At 67.5% G+C, this 25905-nt stretch carries 27 protein-coding genes and 2 pseudogenes; 9 read left to right on the top strand and 20 right to left on the bottom strand.

Annotated features, from left to right (window positions below; genetic code table 11):
- Positions 1 to 57 precede the first annotated feature (57 nt).
- The 5 genes from MH112_RS06615 to MH112_RS06595 all read right to left on the bottom strand — a co-directional run bounded on the left by MH112_RS06615 (position 58) and on the right by MH112_RS06595 (position 5809).
- A complete protein-coding gene (locus MH112_RS06615; protein ID WP_296565534.1) occupies positions 58 to 1254 on the bottom strand; it encodes a P22 phage major capsid protein family protein in 1197 nt (398 codons plus the stop codon).
- 114 nt (positions 1255 to 1368) lie between these two features.
- Entirely contained in the window at positions 1369 to 2157 is a 789-nt protein-coding gene (locus MH112_RS06610) for a hypothetical protein (protein ID WP_296565531.1), read from the bottom strand.
- A 55-nt stretch (positions 2158 to 2212) separates the two neighbouring features.
- Positions 2213 to 4114: a portal protein gene (locus MH112_RS06605; protein WP_296565528.1), complete on the bottom strand. Its 1902-nt coding sequence runs from the start codon at positions 4112 to 4114 to the stop codon at positions 2213 to 2215.
- A gap of 125 nt (positions 4115 to 4239) precedes the next feature.
- A complete protein-coding gene (locus tag MH112_RS06600; protein ID WP_296565525.1) occupies positions 4240 to 5568 on the bottom strand; it encodes a hypothetical protein in 1329 nt (442 codons plus the stop codon).
- A gap of 1 nt (position 5569) precedes the next feature.
- Positions 5570 to 5809 (bottom strand): hypothetical protein, encoded by a 240-nt coding sequence (locus tag MH112_RS06595; protein ID WP_296565524.1) that lies wholly within the window; start codon positions 5807 to 5809, stop codon positions 5570 to 5572.
- Between the two features lie 519 nt (positions 5810 to 6328).
- Here MH112_RS06595 and katG point away from each other — a divergent pair.
- Positions 6329 to 8560 carry a catalase/peroxidase HPI gene (katG, locus tag MH112_RS06590; RefSeq protein WP_296565522.1) on the top strand — a complete coding sequence of 744 codons (2232 nt, stop codon included), beginning with the start codon at positions 6329 to 6331 and terminating at the stop codon, positions 8558 to 8560.
- A 133-nt stretch (positions 8561 to 8693) separates the two neighbouring features.
- Positions 8694 to 9092, top strand: a complete 399-nt coding sequence (locus MH112_RS06585) for a host attachment protein (protein ID WP_296565521.1) — start codon at positions 8694 to 8696, stop codon at positions 9090 to 9092.
- Between the two features lie 45 nt (positions 9093 to 9137).
- Here the strand turns inward: MH112_RS06585 and MH112_RS06580 are convergent, their stop codons facing one another.
- The 7 genes from MH112_RS06580 to MH112_RS06550 form a co-directional block, all read right to left on the bottom strand.
- The gene (locus MH112_RS06580) at positions 9138 to 9512 is read right to left on the bottom strand and encodes a GFA family protein (protein ID WP_296565752.1); all 375 of its coding nucleotides are present in this window, start codon (positions 9510 to 9512) and stop codon (positions 9138 to 9140) included.
- A 146-nt stretch (positions 9513 to 9658) separates the two neighbouring features.
- Positions 9659 to 9949: a type II toxin-antitoxin system RelE/ParE family toxin gene (locus tag MH112_RS06575; RefSeq protein WP_296565519.1), complete on the bottom strand. Its 291-nt coding sequence runs from the start codon at positions 9947 to 9949 to the stop codon at positions 9659 to 9661.
- Positions 9930 to 10235 (bottom strand): type II toxin-antitoxin system RelB/DinJ family antitoxin, encoded by a 306-nt coding sequence (locus tag MH112_RS06570; protein ID WP_296565516.1) that lies wholly within the window; start codon positions 10233 to 10235, stop codon positions 9930 to 9932. Before MH112_RS06570 ends, MH112_RS06575 begins: the two co-directional genes overlap by 20 nt.
- Before the next feature lie 533 nt (positions 10236 to 10768).
- Complete coding sequence (locus tag MH112_RS06565) at positions 10769 to 11293, bottom strand: DUF805 domain-containing protein (protein WP_296565513.1); 525 nt, start codon at positions 11291 to 11293, stop codon at positions 10769 to 10771.
- 99 nt (positions 11294 to 11392) lie between these two features.
- Positions 11393 to 11959, bottom strand: a complete 567-nt coding sequence (locus tag MH112_RS06560; protein WP_296565510.1) for a hypothetical protein — start codon at positions 11957 to 11959, stop codon at positions 11393 to 11395.
- 8 nt (positions 11960 to 11967) lie between these two features.
- Complete coding sequence (locus MH112_RS06555) at positions 11968 to 12177, bottom strand: hypothetical protein (RefSeq protein ID WP_296565507.1); 210 nt, start codon at positions 12175 to 12177, stop codon at positions 11968 to 11970.
- Positions 12174 to 12497, bottom strand: coding sequence for a hypothetical protein (locus tag MH112_RS06550; RefSeq protein WP_296565505.1), 324 nt, complete (start codon positions 12495 to 12497; stop codon positions 12174 to 12176). Before MH112_RS06550 ends, MH112_RS06555 begins: the two co-directional genes overlap by 4 nt.
- Before the next feature lie 87 nt (positions 12498 to 12584).
- Here MH112_RS06550 and MH112_RS06545 point away from each other — a divergent pair, with 87 nt between their 5' ends.
- From MH112_RS06545 to MH112_RS06520, 6 genes are all read left to right on the top strand, one after another.
- Positions 12585 to 13229: a S24 family peptidase gene (locus MH112_RS06545; RefSeq protein WP_296565502.1), complete on the top strand. Its 645-nt coding sequence runs from the start codon at positions 12585 to 12587 to the stop codon at positions 13227 to 13229.
- Positions 13230 to 13276: 47 nt separating this feature from the next.
- Entirely contained in the window at positions 13277 to 13684 is a 408-nt protein-coding gene (locus MH112_RS06540; protein ID WP_296565499.1) for a hypothetical protein, read from the top strand.
- 56 nt (positions 13685 to 13740) lie between these two features.
- Positions 13741 to 14583: a phytanoyl-CoA dioxygenase family protein gene (locus MH112_RS06535; protein ID WP_296565495.1), complete on the top strand. Its 843-nt coding sequence runs from the start codon at positions 13741 to 13743 to the stop codon at positions 14581 to 14583.
- Between the two features lie 102 nt (positions 14584 to 14685).
- Positions 14686 to 15129, top strand: a complete 444-nt coding sequence (locus MH112_RS06530) for a MarR family transcriptional regulator (protein WP_296565493.1) — start codon at positions 14686 to 14688, stop codon at positions 15127 to 15129.
- Positions 15126 to 16613, top strand: coding sequence for an MFS transporter (locus MH112_RS06525; protein WP_296565491.1), 1488 nt, complete (start codon positions 15126 to 15128; stop codon positions 16611 to 16613). Before MH112_RS06530 ends, MH112_RS06525 begins: the two co-directional genes overlap by 4 nt.
- 46 nt (positions 16614 to 16659) lie before the next feature.
- Complete coding sequence (locus MH112_RS06520; protein ID WP_296565488.1) at positions 16660 to 17175, top strand: hypothetical protein; 516 nt, start codon at positions 16660 to 16662, stop codon at positions 17173 to 17175.
- 4 nt (positions 17176 to 17179) lie between these two features.
- Here the strand turns inward: MH112_RS06520 and MH112_RS06515 are convergent, their stop codons facing one another.
- The 8 genes and pseudogenes from MH112_RS06515 to infA all read right to left on the bottom strand — a co-directional run.
- A complete protein-coding gene (locus tag MH112_RS06515) occupies positions 17180 to 17956 on the bottom strand; it encodes a thioesterase family protein (protein ID WP_296565485.1) in 777 nt (258 codons plus the stop codon).
- 41 nt (positions 17957 to 17997) lie between these two features.
- Positions 17998 to 18411, bottom strand: a complete 414-nt coding sequence (locus MH112_RS06510) for a Na+/H+ antiporter subunit G (protein ID WP_296565482.1) — start codon at positions 18409 to 18411, stop codon at positions 17998 to 18000.
- Between the two features lie 8 nt (positions 18412 to 18419).
- Entirely contained in the window at positions 18420 to 18689 is a 270-nt protein-coding gene (locus MH112_RS06505; protein ID WP_296565480.1) for a K+/H+ antiporter subunit F, read from the bottom strand.
- On the bottom strand, positions 18686 to 19177 hold the full coding sequence (locus MH112_RS06500) for a Na+/H+ antiporter subunit E (RefSeq protein ID WP_296565477.1): 492 nt from the start codon (positions 19175 to 19177) through the stop codon (positions 18686 to 18688). The genes MH112_RS06505 and MH112_RS06500 overlap by 4 nt, the downstream gene beginning before the upstream one ends.
- A gap of 10 nt (positions 19178 to 19187) precedes the next feature.
- A complete protein-coding gene (locus MH112_RS06495) occupies positions 19188 to 20702 on the bottom strand; it encodes a monovalent cation/H+ antiporter subunit D (RefSeq protein WP_296565475.1) in 1515 nt (504 codons plus the stop codon).
- 101 nt (positions 20703 to 20803) lie between these two features.
- Positions 20804 to 21118 (bottom strand): annotated as a pseudogene (locus MH112_RS06490) (Na+/H+ antiporter subunit C); the annotation flags it as partial.
- Between the two features lie 2 nt (positions 21119 to 21120).
- Positions 21121 to 24036, bottom strand: a complete 2916-nt coding sequence (locus MH112_RS06485; RefSeq protein ID WP_296565470.1) for a monovalent cation/H+ antiporter subunit A — start codon at positions 24034 to 24036, stop codon at positions 21121 to 21123.
- A gap of 147 nt (positions 24037 to 24183) precedes the next feature.
- A pseudogene (gene infA, locus MH112_RS06480) lies at positions 24184 to 24399 on the bottom strand (translation initiation factor IF-1); the annotation flags it as partial.
- Positions 24400 to 24721: 322 nt separating this feature from the next.
- On the opposite strand from infA, the gene MH112_RS06475 reads away from it, so the two are divergent.
- Positions 24722 to 25903, top strand: a complete 1182-nt coding sequence (locus MH112_RS06475; RefSeq protein ID WP_296565469.1) for an NAD(P)/FAD-dependent oxidoreductase — start codon at positions 24722 to 24724, stop codon at positions 25901 to 25903.
- The last annotated feature ends 2 nt before the right edge of the window (positions 25904 to 25905 follow it).

The following is a 25905-nucleotide window of genomic DNA, read 5'->3' as shown; positions in this document are numbered from 1 at the left end:
GGGGGCGGCGACGGGTCAGCCCCGCGCCGCCCCGGTTAAGATCAAGCCTGAGGGGGCCTAGTTATTGGCCAGTCGGCAGGCCAGCTGCGGGCGCAGGGTCTGGTAGCCGTAGAGCACGTCCAGCCGGCAGGGGAACTTGTCGTTGTTGATGTCGTACTGCCGCACGATCCGCATGGAGATCCCGTCAAAGACCTCGCGGGCGGCGAAATCCACCCCCCGCGGCATCACCATGTCGGCGGTGGCGAAGGCGAACGCGCCCTTGTGATAGGCCATGGAAATCCCGTGGGCAGCCCCCCCGGTCCCGGCCACCTGGATCGGCGCATTGTCCCCGGGCGAACCCGACACATTTTGTCCTGCGCCGCTGGTGACGATCGCCGGGCTGATCTGCAGGCTGGCCACCCCCGACCCGTTGGACGTGGCGTCGGCCCGGACCACGAACTGCTGCTGCACGCCCGTGGACTGCTTGGTCTCCGGATGCACTCGGAAGACCCCGGTGATGGTGAACACATCCCCGGCCTTCAGCACCGGGGAGCTGTTGGTCCAGCCGTCAGTGGCGAGTGTCGCGCCGGTCTGACCGGCCCCGTTCACCAGGGGCGAACCGGCCTTGGTCCCCACCGTGTGCGAGGGCCAGAGCGTGTTCTCCATGAAATCAAACCCGGCGCTGCGCCCCATGAAGCCCTCGCGGTATTGCTTGGAGATACTGGCCTTGTCGTTGAACAGCCCCTTCAGGGCATCCACCAGGTCCACATTGTCCTGGGTGTTGAGATTGCAGGTCCGCCCGGCCAGGGGCGCCAGATTGTCCACCAGCAGCTTTCGGCCCTGCAGGATACGGGCGAAGCTCGCCGCCGCCCCCTGGTTGTTCACCTGGTTATGGACCGTCCGGTACATGCCCATGGCATCGGCCTCGATATGGGCTGCCAGCACGCTCATGGCCGGTTCGATGATCCGCTCGGAGAAGTCGTCCAGGGACAGGGTCAGGTCCACGGAGGTGAAGTTCAGATCCACCCCCTTCTGGGTCTGGACCTTCAGCTCGACGCTGGTCTCCTGGGTGTCCTGGGCATCCAGGGTCGCCCCGGTGCGCACCACATACTGGTTGGGCAGACGCACCTTCAGGGTGTCGCCCACCTTGGCCCCCTGGCGGGCGAAGCTGTCGTCATATTCCCGGGTGATGGAGCCCACGAAGTTCAGCTTCTGGTGCAGCACCCGCAGGGCTTCTCGGGTGACGGCGGTCGGGGAAAGCAGCGAATTGGGCATGGGGTCTCGTCTTCCTCAGACTGGAATGGGGGGCGGCGCAGCTGCGCCGGTCAGGATTTGGGAAGGTTCAGGCGCGCTCAGGCGCCGCGAAGGTCAGGCCAGGATGGAGAACGCTCAGCGACCGGCCATCGCCTGGGCATTGCGGCGGCGCATCCATTCGGCGGCGGCCATGTCGTCGCGCACCGCGCTGGCCGGGGCTGAGGTGCCGCCCACCTGCACCGCCGGCCGCACCTGGACCGCCGGCATCGGTGCCTGGGCAGCGGCCTTCTGGGCCGTGAGCGCCGCCTCCCCCTGCTGGGCCCGGTGCAGGATCATCCAGAGCCGCGGATCGGCCACCTCGCGCAGTTCCTCCAGGGTGACCCCAAAGGCCTGGGCGTATTCCACCAGCTTAGCCGCCACCTCCGGCGACCAGCCTTCGATCTGGCCGGCCAGCACCCGACCGGTTTCCTCCAGCTCGACCCGCGCCCGCTCGGCCGCCGCAGCCCGGGCCATCTCATCCTGTTGCGCCAGGGTCTGGGCATAGGCCTCCCGGGCCTGGGCGATGTCGTTGGCCTGGGCCCACAGGGCCTCCGCCAACGGCGGGTCCTGCGCCCCCAGCCCTTCCCAGTCGAGGTTCGCCAACTGGGTCAGCTGCTGATCCAGGGCCATCAGCACCGCCCGGTCCTCAGCATTTGCGCTGGCCAGCTCGGCCTCCAGGTCCATCATCTGCGCCCGTTGCGCCAGGGACCGGCGCTCGGCCGCCATGGCCTGGCTGGCCTGCTCATGGTCGATATTGGCCATCAGCTGCGCCTTCAGGGCCGAGGGCAGCCGAAAGATCTGCCCCCCATGTTCGATCTCCTCGAGCTCATCGGCGACGAGCAGACGCGGATCGGCGCCGCCCGAAAGGGTCGGGTCTTGCATCATGGTCTTGTCCTTGGATTGGCCCCGTCAGAACGGGATTGGGTCAGTCGCCGCCGGCTCAGCCGGCCGACGGGGCAAGGCCCGTCACCTTCATCCGCTGGGTCTCGGCCTCAAAGGCGGCGATCTCCAGCTTGCGGGTCTCCAGCGCCTGATCCTGCGTCATGGCCTCCAGCTTGGCCTGGGTCCCAGCCAGGGCCTGGGACAGCCGCGTGATCACCTCCCGCGCCTCGCCAATCTCCGGTGCCTCCCCGCGCAGCTCGCCCGGCAGCAGGCTCGACAGCCGCTCGGCAATCTCGTCGGCACCCGGCCAGTCCAGATTCCGCGCCAGCAGGTCTCCGATCACCGGGGCTGCCGCCGGATAGGCGCGGATCAGCTCGATCATCTGGGTCGCCGCCTCCTCCCGGCGGCTGGTGAAACTCGGTCCCGCCCGCACCGTCAGGTCATACTTGCCGACGCTCAGATCATAGATCCGCTGCACCTGCCGAAGCTGGCCGTCGGCACCGGCCTCCTGCACCGCCACCGGCTGGTTTACCTTGGCCAGCCGCGCCTCGCCGCTTGGTCCCAGCACCCGCACCACCCGGGGCGCGGAATAGACCTTGGGGATCAGGTCGATCAGGATGCGCCCGGCGTGCCGGATCCCCCGGCTCAGATTGTCGATGTAGTGGAAGGTGGACACATCCCCCTCCCGCTGGCGGGCCATGATCGCCCGGCCGCTGGTCTCGTTGGACCGCGCCCCCAGGCTCGCATCATGCAGCCCCATGATCGCCTTCATGTCATCGCTGGCGTTCAGCGCCTCCTGCAGCGCCCCGGCCGGCACGCCGGCAAAGGGCTGGCGCATGGGGGGCTCAGGCCCATCATATTCGAGGTAGGCGTGGGTCTGCACATTGGCGCTGGCCCACTTCTCGGCATCGGTCTCGAAGGCCCCCTTGCGGCCGATGAAGGGTGCCTTGGGCGCCAGGGCCACCAGTTCGGTGGTCGTGGTCCGCCAGTAGTTGAACATGCGCTGCGGGTCCTTGGCGTCCCGCACCAGGCTGCGCAGCCGCCGCCGCCCGTCGATCCGCAGTTCCTCCCCATAGACCGGCACGATGGGGATGAAGCGCCCGGCCCATTCCACGGTCTCCAGCACCTGCGCTCCGGTGACCACATGCTGCAGGACCCTGTGGCTGGCCACCTCCCGCGGCGCACCGACAACCTTGACGCCCAGCCCCTCGAACAGCGCCCGCTGCGCCTCATAGGCGGCCAGGTCGATCACCTGTCCGTCGCTCAAGGCCACGATCTTGCGCACCACCGCCTCGCGCCGCCAGAACTCGGCGACGCTCACCTGGTCCCCATCGCCCCAGGTCTCCCCGAGGCCGCCATAGGCCGCTCCGGACCAGTCGGCCGCCTCTGCGCCCTTCCAGCGCGCCTCGAAGGCCGCCCGGGGCAGGCTCTCCACCACGAAGGCTGTGTTCCAGTCCGAGGAGTCGGCGGCAGTCGAGTCCGGATCGCCATAGACGCTGAACGGATCAGCCACCCGCTCGATGACGATGTCCTGCTCGAAACTGTCGTCCCGGGCATAGCGAGTGTTGATGCGGAAATAGCCAAAGCCGCAGGTCACGGCGAAATCCAGCGCCGTGTCATAGGCCACCTCGGCGTCGCTGGACTGCTCGATGTGCCGGATCAGGCCATTGAAGATTTCGGCCGTCTGCGGGTCGGCACCGCTGTCCACCGGATGACAGACAATGGCCGGCTTGTTCAGCCGCCCGTCATTGACCACCTGGCGAATGAAGGCCGGCAGACGGTTGATGGTCAGGCAGGGCCGACCGTCCAGCTCCCGGTCCCGGCGCACCTTCTCCGGCCACTGTTCCCCCAGCCGTGCAAACCGCAGGTCGTCGCGGGCTTCGGCGCGGATCTCCGCCTCATGGGCGCAGGCGCGCTCAAACGCCGCCCGGGCGTCGCGCAGGATATCGTCATCGGTCATGCAAACGCCCTTTGGCGTCCCAAGCCGGGGACGCTGTGTCAGAGAAATCCAGGTTTCCTGAAGTGCGGCAGGGCCTTAGCCCGTCCCCCTCAGAGCATTCCGAGGCTACAGAATGGGCCGCGGCCTTATCCCATCCAGCCCCCCGCTCGGCCGCCGGTCCCCTGTCGCCCTGACCGGCGCACGGTCCCCCCGCGACGGTTCAGGGCAAACTCACCAAAGGCGTCAGCCCCATGGCTGGCGGCGTCATGCAGCGGTCCGCCATAGGCCCGGGTGGCCGCGTTCCAGCGCTTGCGATAGGCCCGAAGCCGGTCGAGCCCCAGCGCGCAGGCGTCGCCATCAAACCAGGTCATGGGGATCATCAGCCGCCCGGCATTGATCCGGTCTTCTGGCGCAGTCGCCTGCCCCACCTCGATGGGCGAAAGCCCCAGGCCCCCCAGGGTTTCGAACCGGGAGCGTCCATTCGCCCCCAGCTCGCGCACCATCACATCGTGCGGCAGGTGGTGGGTCCCATAGACGTAAGGTTTCGCCGCGATCGCCTCGCGGACAATGGCCTGCAGCCCCTCGCCGCTGGCCTCAAAATAGTCGATGGCCCGCACCTCGGGCCCCACCTGCTGGAAAAACCAGATCGCCGTATAGTCGTCGATGCCCAGGTCCCAGGCCGTATGCACCGCAAGCGCCGGATCATGCGGGACCCGCCCGATCCGCCCGGCACTCTGCGCCTGCCCCAGCAGCCCGGCATAGTAGGCGCCCGGCGCGGCGGCGTCGAAATCCACCAGATACTCCGAGGCAAACCGCGCCTCCCCTTCCTCCTTGGAGCCGGTTTCGGCCACCAGCTCGGCCCGCTCCCGGGCCAGCTGGGCTTGGGTGAACACCCCGGTTTCGGTGGCCGGCGAGCGTAAGGTGAACCAGGCCGGGTCCCGAGTCCGGGCCTCAAAGGCCCGCACTGCGTGATTGCGTCCCCGGGGCGTCCACAGAAACAGGGCCCAGCCGCCATTCTCCGCCAGGATCGGCCGGATGTAGGTCCAGGCGTCTGGCTTGGCGAGGGCCCATTCCGAGAACACCACCCCCACCGGCGGCGCCCCCACCAGGCTGTCATAATTGTCAGAGCCCAAGACCTGCCAGACAGACCCATTGGCCAGCCGGAGGCTCATGTCCCCATCGCGCACACTGGACCGGATTTCCGCCGGAAACGCCTCGTCGATCCGCCGACGTCCGGTGTGCGGGTTCACCGCTTCCCAGATCGCCTTTCGCGCCTGGGCAGCCTCCGGCAGCAGGTGCCAGTAGACGCCGGGCTTCTGAATGGCGCTAACGGCGGCCCAGTTCAGGGCCACATCGTCCTTGCCCCACCGCCGATGGGCGGCCACATCGGCCCGCAGGCCGCCATCTTCGAGATACCGCCACAGCCCCGCCTGATAGGGCCTCGGCCGCCAGCCGGCCGGAAGCTCGATCTCCATGCTATCGGCCCGGGGGATCAGCGGCGTCGTCAAAGCCGAGCCGGCGAATGGTCACCGTCAGCCGCCCTTCGGCCTCCGGAGCCTTGGCCTTGCCCTGCACCCGGTCGAGCACTTCGCGGATGGCGGCGATCCGGGCGGTGTCGCTGGTCTTGTCCCCCCGCATCAGGGCCTCCAGCGTCTCCACCGCCAGGGGGGCCAGGGCCTTGACCGCCCGCCCAGGATCCTTCGGTCGCCCCGCCATTGGCGCCGCCTCCGTCTCAACACGTCACAGGAACCGTCTGAGTCGTTCCGCCCCGCGCCGGCCGTGAGCCTCCCGAGAGGCGCGCCCGCAGGGCGCCTCGCCCTGGGACCAGATCAGCCGGCGCGGGGCTCCTGCGACGCTGAGGGCGACACCGCAAAACCCGCAAATCTCCAAGGCCTCGTCACCCCGGGGAGGGACAAGGGGACGAACGCCGTCCAGTCGCCGGCACCCGCGGACAGGCTCAGCCGCCGCGCACACACGTCATCTGTTGAAAATCTGCAGGGGCAGGACAGGCCCGCCGCGGTGTCCCCCGCGCCTCAGACGCAAGAACGACCCATAGCCAAACCCTACCACATTCCCGCGATTGCGCAAGAACAAAAGCAGAACATCGTCCCAGTGCGATCCGATAGGGACCGCCATAGACTTTCCCGTACTGGGCGATCACTTCTATCAATTATCCAAATGTCGCAACCTTGGCCTAGGATGATTCCAAACGCGTTTTGGCGAAGGAAGACGACTATGGACGACGGATCCAACACCAGCGACCCGCAGGGCTGCCCGATCAACAACCCCGGGGCCCTGCGCTCCCTGCTGGGCCGCACCAACCGCGATTGGTGGCCCAACCAGCTGTCGGTTGACATCCTCCACCAGCACGGCGCCAACGGCGATCCGATGGGGAGCGATTTCGACTACCCCAAGGCCTTCCAGGGCATCGACTATGCCGCGCTCAAGCGCGACCTCACCGCCCTGATGACCGACAGCCAGCCCTGGTGGCCGGCCGACTATGGTCACTATGGCCCGTTCTTCATCCGCATGGCCTGGCACAGTGCAGGCACCTACCGCACCGGCGACGGCCGTGGCGGTGCCGGCGCGGGTCAACAGCGCTTCGCCCCCCTCAACAGCTGGCCAGACAACGGCAACCTGGATAAGGCCCGCCGCCTCCTGTGGCCGATCAAGCAGAAGTACGGTGCTGCGATTTCCTGGGCTGACCTGATGATCCTGGCCGCCAATGTGGGTATCGAGTCCATGGGCGGGCCGGTGTTCGGCTTCGGCGGTGGCCGGGCCGATGTCTGGGAGCCGGAAAAGGACGTCTATTGGGGCACTGAGGAAAAGTGGGTCAGCCAAGGTGCCGAGACCCGCATTCAGCCCGACAAGAAAATGGATCTGGAAAACCCCCTGGCGGCCATCCAGATGGGTCTGATCTACGTCAATCCCGAAGGCCCCGGCGGCAATCCCGACCCCATCCAGTCGGGCCGCGACATTCGCGAGACCTTCGCCCGCATGGGCATGAATGACGAGGAAACCGTCGCGCTGACCGCCGGCGGCCACACCTTCGGCAAGGCCCACGGGGCCGGCGACGCCAGCAAGGTGGGTGCCGAGCCGGAAGGTGCCGACATCTCCCTGCAGGGCTTCGGCTGGATCAGCACCCATGCCAGCGGCAAGGGCGGTGACACCATCACCAGCGGGATCGAGGGCGCCTGGACCCCGACCCCCATCCAGTGGACCATGAACTACTTCCACATGCTGCTGAACTATGACTACGAGCTGGTGCGCAGCCCCGCCGGTGCCCAGCAGTGGCAGCCCGTCAACCAGAAGCCGGAAGACATGGCGCCGGCCGCCGATGATCCCTCCAAGCGCCTGCCGACCATGATGACCACCGCCGACTTGGCCATGAAGATGGACCCCGCCTACCGGGCCATCTCTGAGCGGTTTGCGGCCAATCCTGACCAGTTCGCCGACGCCTTTGCCCGGGCCTGGTTCAAGCTCTGCCATCGGGATATGGGCCCCAAGGCCCGTTACTACGGCCCAGAAGTGCCGAAGGAAGACCTGATCTGGCAGGACCCGATCCCGCCGGTCGACCACCCCCTGGTGGACGCCGCCGATATCGCCGCCCTCAAGGGTAAGCTGCTTGCCTCTGGCCTCACCGTGGCCGAACTGGTCCAGACCGCCTGGGCCTCGGCCTCCACCTATCGCGGCTCCGACCACCGGGGCGGTGCCAATGGTGCCCGCATCCGTCTGGCCCCGCAGAAGGACTGGGAGGTCAACCAGCCGGCCCAGCTGGCCCGGGTGCTGCAGGTCCTGGAAGGGATCAAGGCCAGCTTCGACGCCGGCGCCGCCGGCGGCAAGAAGATCTCCCTGGCCGACCTCATCGTCCTCGGCGGTGTGGCCGGGATCGAACAGGCCGCCAAGGCCGCGGGCCATCAGGTCAACGTGCCCTTCACCCCCGGCCGGACCGACGCCTCGGCTGAGCAGACCGATGCGGAGAGCTTCGATGTGCTCGAGCCCAAGGCCGATGGCTTCCGCAACTATCTGAAGGTCAAGTTCAGCGTCCCCACCGAGGAGATGCTGGTCGACCGCGCCCAGCTGCTGCGGCTGACGGGGCCGGAAATGGCCGTCCTGGTCGGCGGCCTGCGGGTCATCGGTGCCAATCACGGCGGGTCCATGGACGGGGTCTTCACCGATCGCCCCGGCCAGCTGACCAACGACTTCTTCGTCAACCTGCTCGACATGAGCACGGCGTGGACGGCGGTGGACGGCAGCGCCGATGAGCACTTCGTCGGAACCTGCCGCAAGACCGGCCAGAAGAAGTGGACCGCCACCCGCACCGACCTGGTGTTCGGCTCCAACTCCCAGCTGCGCGCCCTGTCGGAGGTCTACGCCTCCGCAGACGCTGGCCAGAAGTTCGTGACCGACTTCATCAACGCCTGGACCAAGGTGATGAACGCCGACCGCTTCGACCTCCAGAGGTAGACGCGTCCGTCTGACGTCCCCTAAGCACGACCCCCGCCACCGCCCCAGATCAGGAGCGGTGGCGGGACCTTTTTGGGCAACCGCGCCCCGCGCCACACGTTGAGGGTCTCCCGCAGTATACGGAGCCCCCCCAATGCAATTACCCAAAGGTGCCCTCGTGGCCGTCGTCGACGGCGAGAAGCTGGTCCTCTTCGAGAACGTCGGGGCCCAGGAGATTGACCTCAGGCCCAAGACCAATCCCGACATGCCCGAACGGGCCTCAGGGGCACCGGGCCGTCACTCCAGCGGGGCCAATCCCGACGATGACACCCAGGCCGAGGATGGCTTTGCCATGGGCGTGGCTGACGCGCTGAACCACATGGTTCTGACCCACAAGACCGAGGCCCTGCTGGTCATCGCCGCCCCCAAGACGCTCGGTCAGCTGCGCAAGGGCTGGCACAAGGAAACCGAGGCCCGCCTGGTCGGCGAGATCGCCAAGGACCTCACCGGCCACACCTCCGACCAGATCGCTGCGGCCATCGACAAGGCCTGACCTCAAGACGGCGGGCCCCCCTACGCCTCGCCGTCTCTGGCCGCCTCACCCCACTTGGCGCGACGAATAGGCCGCCATCAGCCGTTGGTAATCCGCCGGCTTCGGAAACCCTTCAAACTGCTCTGCGGCCAGCGGGCTCACCCAGGACAGCCGTGCAGCGGTCATGGCCTCCATAAAGGGCTCAAGTCCCTCAGGGTCATCAAACAACGGGGCGCGCACATTGACGAAAGCGTCCGCGCTGTCGGGCCGCGTGAACATCCAGCTCATGCAGTGGGGACAGAAATAGTGCCGCAGCGCCCCATGCAAGCCCCCGATCACCGGCTCCCCCGCCGTGACCTCGAAGTCGTTCCCGGCAAACAAAGCACTTAGCGAAAAGGCGCTGCCGGTCATCTGCTGACACCCCCGACAGTGACAGGCCATGGTCACCTTCGGCGCGTCGGAGACCCGAAACCGCACCTGCCCACACCGGCAACCGCCTTCTCTGGTCATCGTCGTATCCCCACCAGTCATGCGCCATGGACCAAGCAGCGCAATGCGACCCAGCAGGCCAACAGAAAGCCGCCGACCTATCCGCCGGACGGCCATTGCTGGGTGGCGTGCAGCACCCGCAGGATGACCACAGCGCGACCTACTTCCGCATAGATCACGATGTAGTTTGGCCGAACAATCATCTCGCGGGTCCCGGCGACTCTTCCCGGCCGATAGAGCTTAGGCCGCGTGGCCAGCCTGGAAACCTTGACCTCAATCTCGTCCTTCAACCGCTGCGCGGCGTCGGGATTGTCGTCGGAGATATAGTCCAGGATCGCGAACAAATCGCCGCGCGCCGCCGCGCGCCATTCAATCAACCGGACGGTCACGCCGCTTCCGGTCGATCCGCGCCTGGGCTTCGTCCATCACCTGCCGATGGGGCGCGGCGGGCGCTGTGTCCGCCAGGGCCTCTTGCACCTTGGCGCGGAACCAGGCGTCGTGGGCTTCCGGATCGGAGGTGAGCCCGGCCGGCAATCCCCCTTCCCTGGCGATGCGGGTCAACAGAATGCGTACGGCGTCGGAGACCGTAAGACCGACGCGGGCGAGCTTCTCCGTGGCGTCGGCCTTAAGCTGCTCGTCCACGCGCACATGGAGCATTGAGGTTTGCGCGGCCATCGCTGGTCCTCCTTATAGCGTCCTCACTTTGTATCTCAAATGAGAGACGATCAAGGCCATACATTTCTTTTCGCCCCCAAGGTGGCCGGCGCATAGCTACGCTCAAGCATCGTAGACTAGGCGGTGTAGTGCGATCCAGAGGAAGGCTGTCACCGCTCCATAAGAGCTGCCCACCGGAAAAAACTCCCAGGACGACGTGACGAAGGCCAGAAACGCGCCTCCGAGACCTAGCCCGACCGTTATCAGGACAAGATTGCGCTCAATCCTGCGAGCCGCCCATAGAGCGTCGTGCAGATAAGCCAGGACCGTTGACCCGCCGATCGTAAAGATCATGGTGAAAGGACTGAATGCGATCGGGGCACCCCAATCGCTCGGATTGCCCCCGAGAGCCAGACCCCATCCATAGGTACATATGACACTCGCCAGGATTGGTGCGCCCAGCCAGACTGTCAGGCCGCGAACATGCTCCATGCCCTAGCCATGCCCCTGACTTCGGCCCGCGGCGTAGTTGGAGGGGCTCAGTGGAGCCCGCCTCACGGCCGGGCGCCAAACCGGTTGGGTTCCGGCGCCCCTGGCAAAGCCAGCAGGATGATCAGGATGATCGTGCCCAGAACATAAAGTCCGTTGCTCAGACTTAGGGACAGGAAAAGCCACTCATTTGGCCAGATCCGATCAGTCCAAGAGAGCCAGAACATGACGGTGTAGTAGGCGAAGAATGGAAAGGGCAGCAGACCCCAGAGCGCCGTGCGCCCGGTGTCATGGAGCCTCCGCGTCACCGCTGCGGCCATAAGGGCCAGGTAGCTAACCCCCAATGCCCCCATGAAGACCAGCATGAATGTCCCAGCCGCTTCAAGCCGATCCCACTGTGGCTCGATTTCGTTTTCGACCGAGGTTTGCAGTTCAGCCATGATTGGAACGGCGATAGCGGCGACACCCAGCATCTGAATGACGAAATGAAGCGCCACGACCACGGCGGCATAGGGCCAGAACCTCGCCCGCCGATCGCGTCCCTCGAACTTGGCGACACTCTGGAAGCCTTGAATAATCGCGTTGGGCATTCCTGTGCCTCGGACAAGCTTCACCTTGGATGACACAACCCTGCCGATTGGGGCGCGCTTGTCATCACCCAGGCGAGATTGCCGTACCTTTTTGAGCCATCACCCCCGGTCCCCCGCCAGCACATCCAGCGCCACCGCCACCAGGGCCTCGATCCGGCCCACTTCGCGCTCGCTGGCCACGGCCTCGCGGGGCGTGAGCTCCCGGCCGCAGATCAGGTCGCAGGCGCTGATCAGGTCGGCCTGGTCCCAGAGTCTGGCCCGCAGGGCCGCCAGCCGGGCGGCCGCCTGGGCTGAGCCCTCGGCCGCCGTCAGCAGCACCTCTTCCCGCGCGCCCGGTCCGCTGGGACCGCCGCCGCCGGGGCGCACGTCCAGGGTCGAGCGGATGGCCCCTTCCCGCGCAGTCCGGCGATAGAGCGCGCCATAGCGCTCCCCGGCCGACTTCTGAACCGGGCTGATCCGCCCCTTCCGCGCTAGCCAATCCAGCCCGGTCTGCCGGCGATAGGGCCGCCCAGGGCTAGGCGGTCCCTCGAACACCGCGCCACGCGCTTCTGACAGGCCGATAGTCTCGGCCACGCCCTCAGCCACCGCCCCGGCCTCGGCCCGGTCACGGCTGCGGGTCTCCAGGTCCAGCAGCCGCGCCCGCGTCCGGGCGGCGGGATCAAACACCGCCCCCCTCAAGGCCGCCCCCGCGACACCACCGCGTCGGCCAACCGGTAGACCGCCTCGCTAGCGGCCCGCTCCCCTTCCAGGATCACCAGACCCGCCGCCGTATGGGCCAGCAGCTCCTTCAGGAACTGGACCCGGTCGCCGGGCGTGCGATGGCCCAGGGCCTGGGCCACCAGGGCGCCTGCATCCCGGGGCGGCTCCCCCAAGGCCGCACTCATGGCCGGCCCTTCGGCCAGGTGAGCGGCAGGCCCACATGCACCCCGTGCCGGCCGACCCGCGTCTCGGTCAGGGCCGGAAAGCCCCCCTGCGCCAGCACGGCAGTCACATGGCGCTCATGGTGCGCAAAGCGCGGCTGGGCCTCGCCGACCCCCCGCGCCACCTGGCCGCGAAAGGCCCGCTCCAGCCGGGTCAGGTCCCCAGCCTCCAGGTTCAAGAGCGCGCCAATCCGCGGCGGCGCAGCTCCGCCCCGGCGCAGGTTTGCATAGTCCCCCAGACTGGCCGGGCTTCGGGCGCTGGCCCGGATTGATGTCGGTTGCATGGCCAGACTGTATTTTTCATACATACAACCTGCAAGCGGAAACTGTATTCTATGTACAGTTATCCAGAGTTGCGCTAGACAGGTCCCATGAACGCCCGCTCCGACCGCCTCCGCCAGGCCCGCCTCGACGCCGGCCACGACTCCGCCGCCGCTGCGGCCGAGGCCTTTGGCTGGAACCGCAACACCTATGCCTCCAACGAGAACGGCAATGCGCCGTTCTCCTACCGCAAGGCCAAGGACTATGCCGCCGCCTTCGGGGTCAGCGCCGAGTGGCTCTATGACGCCGCCGGTCCTGTCCGGGCCAGCCCACAGGCCGGCTATGTCCCGATCCTCGGCCGGGTCGGGGCCAACCCTGAGGGCGTGGTTCTGTTCGCCACCGGCCAGGAGGCTGGCGATCTGGCACCTATTCCCCCCGGCGGCACGGACAAGGCTGCCGCCCTGCGGGTGGTGGGCCATTCCATGCGCGGCCTGGCCGACGATGGCGCCCTGATCTATTTCGAGGACCAGCGCACCCCGCCCACTCCCGACATGCTCGGCCATGTGGTGGTGGTGGAGATCGACACCGACGAGGTGCTGGTCAAGCGCCTGCTGCGGGGCTCCCGCTCAGGTCTGTTCGACCTGGAAAGCGTCGCGGGCCCCACCCGCCAGGACGCCCGCCTGCGCTGGGCCGCCCACATCACCGCCATCATCCCCCCCTTCCAGGCTCGGCGGATCATCCAGAGCGCGCTCTAAACACCGCTTCTGATTGCAGAATGCTGTATATATTATACACTTTTTGCATGCCCCAACCCGTCGCCGACCCGGAACTCTCCGCCGCCTACGCCGCCCTGGACCGCGCTGATGCGCAGGTCTGGCGCCACGGTCAGGACAACCGCCCCTGGGGCGTCGCCTGGTCTGGCCTGGGCCCTGAGCCCCCCCGCCGCCGCACCCCTGACCAGCTGCACGCCCTGGCCAGGGACCGCCTTACCTCTGCCCGGGCTTGGACCCAGTCACCGGAGGGTCAGCTGAAGACCGCCCTCATCGACCTCCAGACCGCGGCCCGCGCCCTGGACCACCAGGCCGAGGCCCTGCGCGAAGCCGCCTCCCGGGGCCTAGGCCCTCAGGACGCCCGCCGCCTCACCGGGCTGTCGCAGAATGCCCGCGCCGTCCTCGCCGCCCTGCGCAAGGTCCGTAGCCTCCTGGTCTGAGCCGGGTCTATGCTCCATCCAGGCGCCCGCCAGAGGCGCTGGCCGAGGAGCGCCCCATGGACCTGCCTGCCGCAGCACGCGTCCCTTTCGATATCGAGGCTCACGCCGCCCGCATGGCCAAGGACGGCTACACCGTCCTGCCGGGTCTCCTGGACGCCGACGGCCTCGCCGCTGTCCGCACGGCCCTGGCCCCCCACCTGGGCGGCCACCGGGGCCGCAACGCCTTTGAGGGCTTCGCCACCGAGCGGATCTATACCCTGGTGGCCCGAGGCCAGGTGTTCGAGGACCTGACCGAGCACCCGCACATCCTGGCCCTCCTCGACCGGTTCCTGCTGCCCGGCTATCTGCTCACCGCCAGCCAGGCCATCGCCATCCAGCCCGGCGAGGCCGCCCAGAGCGTCCACTATGACGACGGCTTCTATCGCCTAGCTCGACCACGGCCGGCCGCCAGCCTCAGCGTCATCATCGCCATCGACCCCTTCACCGCCGAAAACGGCGCCACCGATCTCCTACCCGGCAGCCACCTCTGGACCGAGGCCGAGGTCGAGGCCTTCCATAGGGACCCAAAGGGTGCCCGCCGTCTGATCCCGGCCGTCATGCCCGCCGGCTCGGCCATCGTCTTCCAGGGCCATATGCTGCACCGGGGTGGCGCCAACCGCTCAGATGCCCCGCGCCTGGCCCTCACAAACCAGTATTGCCAGCCCTGGGGCCGCACCCAGGAGAACTACTTCCTCAGCGTGCCCCGCGACCGGGTGAAGGCCATGACACCCCGCCTCCAGGCCCTGCTGGGCTATGACATCTGGCCCCCGTTCATGGGCCACGTCACCGCCTCCCATCCGCTAAAGACCCTGGAGGACGGCTGGATCGCGCCTGTCCTTCGCAGCCCAGAGGCTGGCTGACGTCCCGTAGACGAGCATAGCCAGGACAGCCGCCCTTGACCCCGGGCCTGAGAGGTCTATCAAGCCCGATAGATAGTTCGCTTACTTAACTAGATAGCCCCCATGCCCGCCGACCTCCCCGACGATCCCGCCGCCCTGGCCGAGGCGCTGCGTCCGGCCCTGCTGCGGGTCGCCCGGCGCCTGCGCCAGGAGGCGGCCAAGGCCGGCCTCTCTGCCCTCGATGTGCTGTTGTTGGTGGAGATCAAGCGCCAGCCCGGCATCGGCGTCTCTGATCTCGCCGAGGCCGAGCAGATGTCGCGCCCAGCCATGAGCACCCACATCAAGCGCCTGGAGGCCGCCGGCTGGATCAACCGCCTCAGCCACGCCTCCGACGGTCGCCGGTCTGGCTTCACCATCACCCCGGCCGGCCAGGCGGCCCTGGCCGAGACCCGCCGCCTCCGCAACGACTGGCTCGCCGCCCGCCTCAGCCGCCTTGAGCCGGCCGAGCGTCAGGCCCTGGCCGCTGCCACAGCCCCGCTCCTGGCCCTGGTGGAGGCCCAGTCATGAGCGAAGACATCGCCGACCCGACTCCAAAATCATCCACGCCAGCCCAGACCGCCGAGGAACGGGCCGCCGCGATCAGCCGCGGCTGGATTGTGCCCGCCGTCATCGGCTCGGCCCTGATGATGCAGACCCTCAACGCCACCGTGCTGTCCAACGCCCTGCCGGTGATGGCCCAGGACATGGGCGAGGATCCCCTGCGCCTGAACCTGGCCATCAGCATGTACCTGCTGGCCGCAGCCGTCTTCCTGCCCATCAGCGGCTGGGCCGCCGACATGTTTGGGGCCAAGCGGATCTTCCTCCTGGCCATGGTGCTCTATGCGGTCTCCTCGGCCCTCTGCGGCCTGGCCGACACCCTGCTGGAGCTGGTGGGGGGCCGTCTCCTGCAAGGCGCGGCAGGGGCCATGATGGCGCCCGTGGGCCGTCTCGTGCTCCTGCGCACCACCCCAAAGAACGAGCTCGTGGGCGCCATGTCGGTGCTGACCATGCCCGCCCTCCTCGGCCCCGTGCTTGGCCCCCCGGTGGGCGGATTCATCGTCACCTTCTGGGACTGGCCGTGGATCTTCTTCATGAACCTGCCCATCGCCGCCGCCGGCGTCCTGCTGGTGCTGCGCTTTGTCCCCATCGTTCCCCTGCAGGACCCCCAGCGCCTGGACTGGAAAGGCATGCTGCTTACCGGCATCGGTCTGGCCAGCGTGATCTTCGGCTTTGAAACCCTGGGCCGCGACGTGCTCCCGGGCGTGGCCGTGGCCGGCCTGTTTGCCGCAGGCGGGGCCATGCTGTGGACCTATGCCTGGCATGCCCGGCGCACCCCCTACGCCATCCTCGACCTGTCCCTGTTCCGGGTTCAGACCTTCCAGGCCTCGGTGGTCGGCGGGGCCTTCATGCGTATCGCCATGGGGGCCACCCCCTTCATGCTGGCCCTGCTGCTGCAGGTGGCCTTTGGCCTCACCGCCCTGGCCGCCGGCCTGCTGACCTTCATTGGCGCGGCCGGCGCCCTGGTCATGAAGACCACCGCCCCGCCGATCCTGCGCCGGTTCGGCTTCCGCAATGTGCTGGTGGTCAATGCCCTGATCACCGGCGTGTTCTTCCTGGCCTACGGCTTCTTTCAGATCGACACCCCGCACTGGCTGATCATGCTGGTGCTCCTGGCCGGGGGCTTCTTCCGCTCGCTGCAGTTCACCAGCCTCAATGGTCTGGCCTATGCCGATATCGGCCAGGACCGCATGAGCCGCGCCTCGACCATGTCAGCCATGGCCCAGCAGCTGGTGCAGTCGGTGGGCATCGGTCTGGCCGCCACCCTGATTCACCAGTTCACCCAGATGGCCGGGGCCACAGAAATGACCACTGAGGCCATCTCCCGCGCCTTCCTGGTGATCGGTGCCCTGACCTTCGTCTCCCTGGTGTTTTACCTCCGGCTGCCCAAGGACGCCGGCGATGAAATGAACCGACGCGGTCCCGCCAGCGGGGCGGCCAGCGGTGGCGCTTGACGCCGCCCCGCCCCTGCCGCCTATGAGTCCGCAGAAGGAGACCTCCATGAAGCAGACCCTCAGCCTCGCGCTCTTTACGGCCCTGGCGCTCGGCGCCTGCTCCCCGGCAGAGGCCCCGCCGACGCCGGCCGCCCCTGTGGAGCCGCCGCCCGCCGCTGCCGTGCAGCCGGGCCTCTCCTGGGCCCGCTCGGCCACCGGCGAAGGCGTCACCCTGACCCTGCTGGACGCCGCCGGAGCCCCCCTGTTGCGCCTGGGCTGCATCCGCAACCCCGCCACCATGACCCTGAGGGTTGAGGGGTTCACCCCCATCGCCAGCGAAGACCGCCTTACCGTCGGCCTGGATGACCAGCTGTTCGTATTCGTCGCCGATTTGAGCGCCACGGCCGGTCAGGGCGTCGTCGCCGAGGCCCCGATCGACACCAATTTCCTCGACCGCCTGCAGAGCGCCGGTGCCATCGGCGCCGTCTACGGTGCGCAGCAGCTGGGGCCCCACATGCCCCCGCCCGCCGACATGGCCGGAACCTTCGCCGCCGAGTGCCGCCGGGCGGTCGCGGTCTCCTGAGGTTCTAACGCTTCATCACCTGGGCCAGGGCCGTGCAGGTGGCTGAGCCGATGGGGCCCTGCTCGTCATAGAGGAAGCATTCCCCCACCGCGACGCCGTCGCTGGCGCCATGGTTGACCACTTCAAAGCCCACCCACTCGGTGGCCGGCAGCCGGTGCAGATAGACCGTCACGTCGCTGTTGATATAGGCGAGCCCCTTGTCCCCGGAATTGGCGAAGGGGCTAGCGAAATCCGCCGCCACCGCCACCCGGGTAAATGGCGTCAGCGGCTGACCCTCCACCAGGTCGCGGACCTCGCTCATCCAGGCCCGCTTGACGCCCGGCTTGCCAAAGTCGCCGGTGATCCGCCGCATGGCCCACATGCCCCCCAAGGCCATGCGCGGATCATTGACCGGCTCGATCTCGCCAGGCTTGGGGGCCTCCCAGTTGGGGGGCGTCCACACCGTGCCCTCAGGGTTGGCCGTGCGGCGCAGGAACTGACAGCTGGCCCGGCCCATGCTGACCCCGCCGCTGATGAACTCCGCGTCCACCACCTTGATGCGCTTGCCGGCCCGCACCACCTTGGTCGTCACCGCGATGGGGGAGAAGTCCGGCAGCCGGTACATGTCCACTGTCAGCCGTGCGGGGATGAAATCTGGCTCCCCATGCTCGGCCTCCAGCACATGGCCCAGCAGACCTACAATCACCCGCCCGTGCAGGGACTGAGGGTTCCAAGGGCCACGGCAGGCCGGCGTAGGCAGGTACTGGTCATCCTGCTGCTTGAAGAAAGGTTCGTTTGTCATCGGCGCGATCCATCCCGGATTCCGCGTCCGCCGCAAGCGCCTCAGCGCGGCGGATCGGAGGGTTCTGTCAGGCGACCAGCAAACGTGGCCCAGCCGGTCCCGACCCCGCTCTCGGGCAGGCTGTCGGCGATCCCGTCCATGGGCTCGGCGTCCAGTCCGCGCTTCTGCCGGTGCAGATGGGCCTTGGCGATCATATTGGCGGTGATCGGCGCGGTCAGGAACAGGAACAGGGTGATCAGCAGCTCATGGGCGGAGAACGTCCCTTGCATGGCCGGGAAATAGATCATTGAGGCGATCAGGCAGGAGCCCACCCCCAGGGTGGTCACCTTGGTCGGGCCGTGCAGCCGGGTCATCAGGGTCGGCATCCGCGCCAGGCCCCATGAGCCCACCAGGGCAAAGAAGCCGCCAACCACCAGGATGGCCGAGATCAGGATTTCAACGGGTCCGGCGTCCATCGTCATCCCTACTCTATGATATCGCCGCGCAACAGGAACTTGCAGTAGGCCACCGTGCCCACAAAGCCGACCATCGCTAGCAGCAGCGCCGCCTCAAAATACACCGCCGAGCCCTGCTGGATCTGCATCAGCACCATCAGGGCGATGGCGTTGATGGTCATGGTGTCCAGGGCCAGGATGCGGTCGGCCTGGGTCGGCCCCTTGGCCAGCCGCCAGAGATTGAGGGCCATGGCCAGGCCCACGCAGGAAATGGTGAACAGGACGGCGATCTCGATCATACGAAGATCCTCTTCAGCCGGGCCTCATAGCGGCGCTTGATCCGGGCCACCTCGGCCTCGGGGTCGGGGGTATCGAGGGCGTGTACCAGCAGCGCCCGCCCGCAGGCCGACACATCACAGGACACTGTGCCCGGGGTCATGCTGATCGTTCCGGCCAGCATGGTAATGGCTTCAGGGGAGCGGACATCCAGGGGCACCACCAGCCAGGCCGGACGCAGGTCCTTTGACCGGCGGAACAGCACGATGAGAGCGATCTGGAAGCTGGCCGTGACAATGTCCCACAGCACCAGGGCCAGATAGAACCAGGTCGCCGGGCCAAACCGCACCCGGGGCCGGTCGGGCCAGAAGGGGCTGGTGAGGATCGGCAGAATAATGCCGATGATGACGCCCAGGACGAACCCGCCCAGGGTTATCTGGTTGGCCAACAGCATCCAGACCACGATCAGGGTGACCGTCAGGGCCGGATGGGGCAGCAGCTTTTTGATCATTGCCCGCCCCTCACCCTGGCCCCATCACACCGGCAATATAGCTGGCGGGCGTGTAGATCTGGTCCGCTGTGGCCTCCAGATAGACGCTGATCTGACCGCCGGCCACCGTCAGGGCGACGAGCACCGACAGCAGCCCAACCACCACCATGGCCGCCGTGACCGGCGCGACAGGCGCTGCCGCCTTGATGACGCCAGGGGTTGCAGCGCTCTTCCAGAACAGGGTGCTCCCGGCCCGGGCAAAGCCCAGCAGGGCGATGACCGTGGTCCCCAGAATGAAGCCCCAGATCCACCAGCCCCCAGGCGCGCTGCGCACGGCGTCCAGGATCAGCAGCTTGCCCGGGAAGCCCGACAGGGGCGGCAGTCCGACGACGGCAATGGCGGTGAGGAAGAACAGCACCGAGAGGGGGCCGGCCTGGGTGAAGATCGGGCTGGGGGACAGGGCATCCCCGTAGTCCCCCCGCCGGCGTGCGATCTGGTCGGCCACCAGGAACAGCGCCGCGGCCGCAAAGGTCGAGTGGGGCAGATAATAGAGCGCGGCGGCTGTGGCCTCTGGCGTGAACACCGCAATGGTCGCCACCAGCGTACCCATGGAGCCGACCACGGAAAACGCCGCCAGATGGCGCAGGTTGCGGGCTCCGAGCACCCCGATGAACCCCACCAGCATGGTGGCCAGGGCGGCAGGCAGCAGATAGTCCGCCTGGGCCCAGGCCATGGGCCCGGCTCCGTCGCCAAACACCACTGTGGTAAAGCGCAGGATGCAGTAGGCACCCACCTTGGTCATGATGGCGAACAGGGCCGCCATGGCGATGGAGGTCGAGACATAGGTGCGCGGCAACCAGAAGTGCAGCGGGAAGACCGCCGCCTTCAGGGCGAACACCGCCGTCATCAACAGCCCGCCGGCCAGGATCAGCCCATGGTCGCCCACGGGCGCAGCGGCCACCCGCTGGGCCATGTGAGCCATGTTGAGCGTTCCCGTAGCCCCATAGAGCAGGCCCACGGCCACCAGGAACAGGGTCGAGCCCACCAGATTGATGACCACATACTGGACGCCGGCCTTCAGCCGCGCGCCGCCGCCCCCGTGCAGCATCAGACCGTAGGAGGCGATCAGCAGCACCTCGAAGAAGACGAACAGATTGAACAGGTCGCCCGTCAGGAAGGCGCCGTTCAGGCCCAGCAACTGAAACTGGAACAGCGGATGGAAATGCCAGCCTTTCCGGTCAAGGCCGGTCACCACGGCATAGATCATCACCGCCAGCGCCAGGATCGCGGTGATCAGCAGCATCAGGGCTGACAACCGGTCCAGCACCATGATGATGCCGAAGGGGGCCTGCCAATTGCCCAGGGCATAGGCCGCGGTGACCCCACTGTCGGCCTGCACCATCAGCAGGATGGCCAGCCCCAGCAGGCTCAGACAGGCGGCGATGGACACCACCCGCGACTCCATCAGCCGCTTGCGCAGGAACAGCAACAGGATCGGTGCCAGCAGGGCCGGCAACAGCACAGGGGCAATCACCCAGTGGCTCATGGGCGCGTCTCCCCGGAGCTCGCGCCAGAGATTGCCGCAGGGGTGTCGATGGTCGGTGCCTCGGCCGGGGGCGCCTCAGGGGTCGCCTTACCGTCCATCAGACCGTCCACATGGTCGGTGCCGACCTCGAGATAGGTCCGCAGGGCCAGGACCACCACCAGGGCGGTCATGCCAAAGGCGATGACGATGGCCGTCAGCACCAGGGCCTGGGGCAGCGGGTCGGTATAGGCGGCCACGTCCTTGCCCCAGATCGGCGGTTGATTGATCACCACCCGGCCTGAGGCGAACAGGAAGACATTGATGGCGTAGGACATGAAGGCCAGGCCCAGCACCACCGGAAAAGTCCTGGCCCGCAGCACCAGATAGATGCCCGCCGCCGACAGCACGCCGACCCCTGAGGCCACCAGAAACTCGATACTCATGCCCCCTCGCCTCCCGGTCCGGCGGGCGCGGGCGCCCGAGGTCGGCTGGGATCGACATCCATCGGCTCGTCACTGGCAGGCGTCTTCTCAGCCCGCTGGGCCACGCTCGACAGATGATGCAGGGCCAGCATCACCACCCCCACCACCGTGCAGGCCACGCCGATGTCAAAGGCCAGGGCGCTGGACAGGCCTACATCTCCGATCAGCGGGATGGGCACATACTCATAGGCACTGGTCAGGAACGGCACGCCGAACACCATGGCGGCAAGTCCGGTCACCGCCGCAGCCATCACCCCAAAGCCAATCAGCCCGTGGTGATCCACCGGCAGGCGCCGGTTGGCCCAGGCATAGCCTGACGCCATGTACTGCATCAGCAGCGCCACCGAGACCACGAGCCCGGCGATGAACCCGCCGCCGGGCTCATTATGGCCCCGCAGGAAGATGTAGAAGCCGACCACCAGGGCCAAGGGCAGCAGCAACCGGGTGGCCACCACCAGCATCATGGGATGGCGCTCTGGCGAACGGTTCTGATCTGGGGTCCACTTGGCCAGGCGTCGGCCCGAGGCGCCTCGGCCTGCCGTATCCAGCAGGGCAAAGATGGTCAGGGCCGCGATCCCCAGCACGATGATCTCGCCAAAGGTGTCAAAGCCCCGGAAGTCCACCAGGATCACATTGACCACATTGGTGCCGCCGCCGCCGGAATAGGAGTTGTTCCAGTGGAACTCTGAGATTGAAGCCGGCCCCTCCCGGCGCAGCAGCGCCCAGGTGGCCCCCGCCATCCCCAGGCCGCCCAAGGTGGCCAAAAGGCCATCACGCAGGCGACGGCCAGTGCCGCTCTCAACGGGCGAGGTCTTGGGCATCAGGTTGAGCGCCACCAGCAGCAGCAGGATGGTCACCACCTCCACCGAGATCTGGGTCAGGGCCAGGTCCGGGGCAGACAGAAAGACGAAGGTCAGGGAGACCACGAGGCCAATGACGCTGATGAAGATCAGCGACAGGTATCGATGCCGGTGGCCGAGCACCACGGCGGTGGTTCCCCCCACCAGCAGCACCCAGGCCACCACCGCGGCCCCTGGTGCCGGCAGGGTCGGACGACCGCCCTGGACATAGTCGGCACTCACAAAGCCGGCCAGGGCGATGATCACAGCCGTGGCCAGGATCACGAACATGTAGCGCTGCAGCGAACCATTATGCACCGCCTCGGTAAAGCGCTGGGCGGCCCGGGCCAGGGCAAGCGTGGTGGTGTCGAACATCCGCTTGGCGTCCGGCAGCCCTAGCGCCAACCACACCCGCTCCAGCTGGCGATGGCTGGCCAGCAGGATGCCCCCCCCGACCAGGGCAGCCAAGCTCATGACCAGGGGCAGGTTGAAGCCGTGCCAGAGCGACAGGTGCTTTTCGCTCGCAGCCCCCCCCGTCACCACGGCGGCGACGGCATTGACCAGGGGCCCGGCCACCAGGGCCGGTGCCAGACCAATGGCCACGGCCAGGATCACCAGCAGGGCCGGAGGCGCCCACATGCCGAACGGCGCATCATGGGGCTTGGCGGGATAGGACTCGCGCTTGGGCCCGAAATAGACCCCGACCACATAGCGGAAGGCGTAGGCCGCCGAGAACAGCACCCCGATCATCACCAGGGCCGGCACCAGCCAGTTCAGCCCAAACGCCGTGGTGTCGACGGCCTCCATCAGCATCATCTCCTTGGAGATGAAACCATTCATGGGCGGCACGCCGGCCATGGCCGCCGCGCTCAGCACCGCCAGGGTGGCGGCAATGGGCATGAGGGTGAACAGCCCGCCGAGCTTGCGGAGGTCCCGGGTCCCGGCCTCGTGGTCGACAATCCCGGCGTTCATGAACAGGGCGGCCTTGAAGGTCGCGTGATTGATGATGTGGAACACGCCGGCCACGGCAGCCGCAGGGGTGCCCAGGCCAAACAGGAAGGTCAGCATCCCCAGATGGCTGATGGTCGAATAGGCCAGCAACCCCTTCAGGTCGTCCTTGAACAGGGCCACCACGGCGGCGAACACCATGGTGAACAGCCCAACCCCGCCCACCAGGTAGAACCAGGCCTCCGTCCCCGACAGCGCCGGCCACAGCCGGGCCAGCAGGAAGATGCCGGCCTTCACCATGGTCGCCGAATGCAGATAGGCGCTCACCGGGGTGGGGGCGGCCATGGCGTGGGGCAGCCAGAAGTGGAACGGGAACTGGGCCGACTTGGCGAAACAGCCCACCAGGATCAGGATCAGGGCCGGCAGGTACAGGGGCGAGGCCTGGATCGCCTCCCCGCTCTGCAGGATCACGCTCAGGTCATAGGACCCGGCGATCTGGCCCAGGATCAGCAGGCCCGCGATCAGCGACAGCCCGCCAAGGCCTGTGACCGTCAACGCCATCCGCGCGCCTTGGCGGCCCTCAGGAAGGTGACGCCAGTAGCCGATCAGCAGGAACGAGGAGAGGCTGGTCAGCTCCCAGAAGATCAGCAGCAGCAGGATATTGTCCGACAGGACGATACCGACCATCGCCCCCTGAAACAGCAGCAGGAAGGCGAAAAACCGCCCCATGGGGTCGGCCTTGGCCAGGTAGAACCGGGCATAGATGATGACCAGGAGGCCGATGCCCAGGATCATCCCGGCAAACATCAGCCCGAGCGCGTCCAGGAAGAAGTTGAGGTTCAGACCAAGGCCAGGGAACCACTCCAGCCGGGCGGTGACCACCTGGCCGGCCATCACCTGCGGGGCCAGGCTCAGCAGCAGGGCCAGGGCGGTCGCCGTCACAAGCCCTGTGGCCAGGGCGCAGGCGTTGCGACCAAGTCGAATGGCGAGGGCCGGGGCCAGGGCGCCTAGAAACGGCAATAAGGCGATCCACGCCAGGGTCAATTCGGCCCTCGAGTCGATAACGTCAAACGGGTGCGGCCCCATCAATAGCGGCGGGGGATCGCAGCCCCAATGAATTTCCCGTTATTGCCAAGCTCGGGGCCCGAAGACCCCTTTGGGAGCTGACGAGACCTAGCGCTTGCGGAACTGCTGGGGCCGCTGGGCGCCGCCGCCCATGCGGGGGCCTTCAGTCTTGTGGCGATAGGTGATGCGCCCCTTGTCCAGGTCGTAGGGGGTCATCTCGACGGTCACCCGGTCACCCACCAGGGAGCGGATGCGGTTCCGCTTCATGCGGCCGGCGGTGTAGGCCAAGATGGTGTGCTCATTGTCCAGCTGAACCCGGAACCGGCCCTCGGGCAGCAGTTCGGTGATCACACCTTCAAACTCGATGAACTCTTCCTTGGACATGCCAATCGTCTCCTGCTGGCCGCCGACGCCCGGCGAACCGGCCATCTGGCCGGCGCTCCCCCTGGATGACGGAGCGGTGAGGTGTCCCCCGCCAGACGGCGGCAACCCGGTTCAGACGCGCCAAAGGCCCCGCTCTGCGCCAGAAAACCGGCGCATCGAGGAGGCTTGAGAGGCGGGCTTTGAGCGAACCGCGCTGAAACGGACTTAGGTCGAGCGTCGCGCGACGAAATGTCGAGGGGCCTAGGTAGGGGCTGAACCGCCAAATGTCCAGCCACAGGGCGGGAGCTGGCCCCATGGGGCGCTTTATCGGCTAAGGAGGCCCATGGATCAGACTTACGACGTGGTGGTGGCCGGCGCCGGCGCTGCTGGCATGATGTGCGCCGCCCAGGCCGCCCAGCGGGGCCGCAAGGTGCTGGTCATCGACCACGCCAAGGCCCCGGGCGAGAAAATCCGCATCTCCGGCGGCGGTCGCTGCAACTTCACCAACATCAACACCACCCCGAACAACTTCCTGTCGGAGAACCCGCGCTTCTGCATCTCGGCCCTGCGGCGCTACCGGCCCAGGGATTTCATCGCCCTGGTGGACCGTTACGGCATCGCCCACCACGAAAAGACCCTCGGCCAGCTGTTCTGCGACGGCTCGGCCCGCCAGATCATCGACATGCTGCTGGCCGAGATGGCCAAGGGCGGCGCGGAGCTGCGCCTTGCGACCTCCATCCAGACCATCGCCCGCACCGAGGCCGGCTTTGCCCTGCAGACCTCCGCCGGGCCGGTCGCCTGCACAAGCCTGGTGATCGCCACCGGCGGCAAATCGATCCCCAAGATGGGGGCCTCGGGCTTCGGCTATGATGTGGCCCGGCAGTTTGGCCTTAGGGTCACCGAAACCCGGCCGGCCCTGGTGCCGCTCACCTTCGATGTCTCGCTCCTGGAGCGCACCTCCCCCCTGGCCGGGGTCGCCGTGGACGCCACCGTCGGGGCGGGAAAGACCCGGTTTTCCGAGGCCCTGCTCTTCACCCATCGCGGCTTGAGCGGACCAGCCATTCTCCAGGCCTCGTCCTACTGGCGCGAGGGCCAGGAGATCGCCGTGGATCTCGCCCCAGGCCAGGATGTCTACGCCCATCTGCGCTCGGCCCGCACGGCCCGGGCCAAGGCCGCCCCGGCCACCATCCTGGCCGAGCTGTTGCCCAAGCGTCTGGCCCAGTTCCTCACCGAGACCCATGCGCCCAAGGGCAATATGGCCGACCAGTCCGACAAGGTGCTGCGCCCCCTGGCCGAGGCGGTGAACGCCTGGCGGGTCAAGCCGGTGGGCTCCGAAGGCTATCGCACCGCCGAGGTCACCCTGGGCGGGGTCGACACCACCCAACTGGACTCCCGCACCCTGGAGGCCCGCGACGTGCCGGGCCTCTATTTCATCGGCGAGGTGGTCGACGTCACCGGCTGGCTCGGCGGCTACAACTTCCAATGGGCCTGGGCCTCAGGCTGGAGCGCCGGCCAGAGTGTCTAGGG

The sequence above is a fragment of the Phenylobacterium sp. genome (assembly GCF_022402485.1).
Taxonomy (GTDB): domain Bacteria; phylum Pseudomonadota; class Alphaproteobacteria; order Caulobacterales; family Caulobacteraceae; genus Phenylobacterium.
The sequence above is the reverse complement of the archived record's forward strand: the minus strand, read 5'-3'. Positions and strand labels throughout refer to the sequence as shown.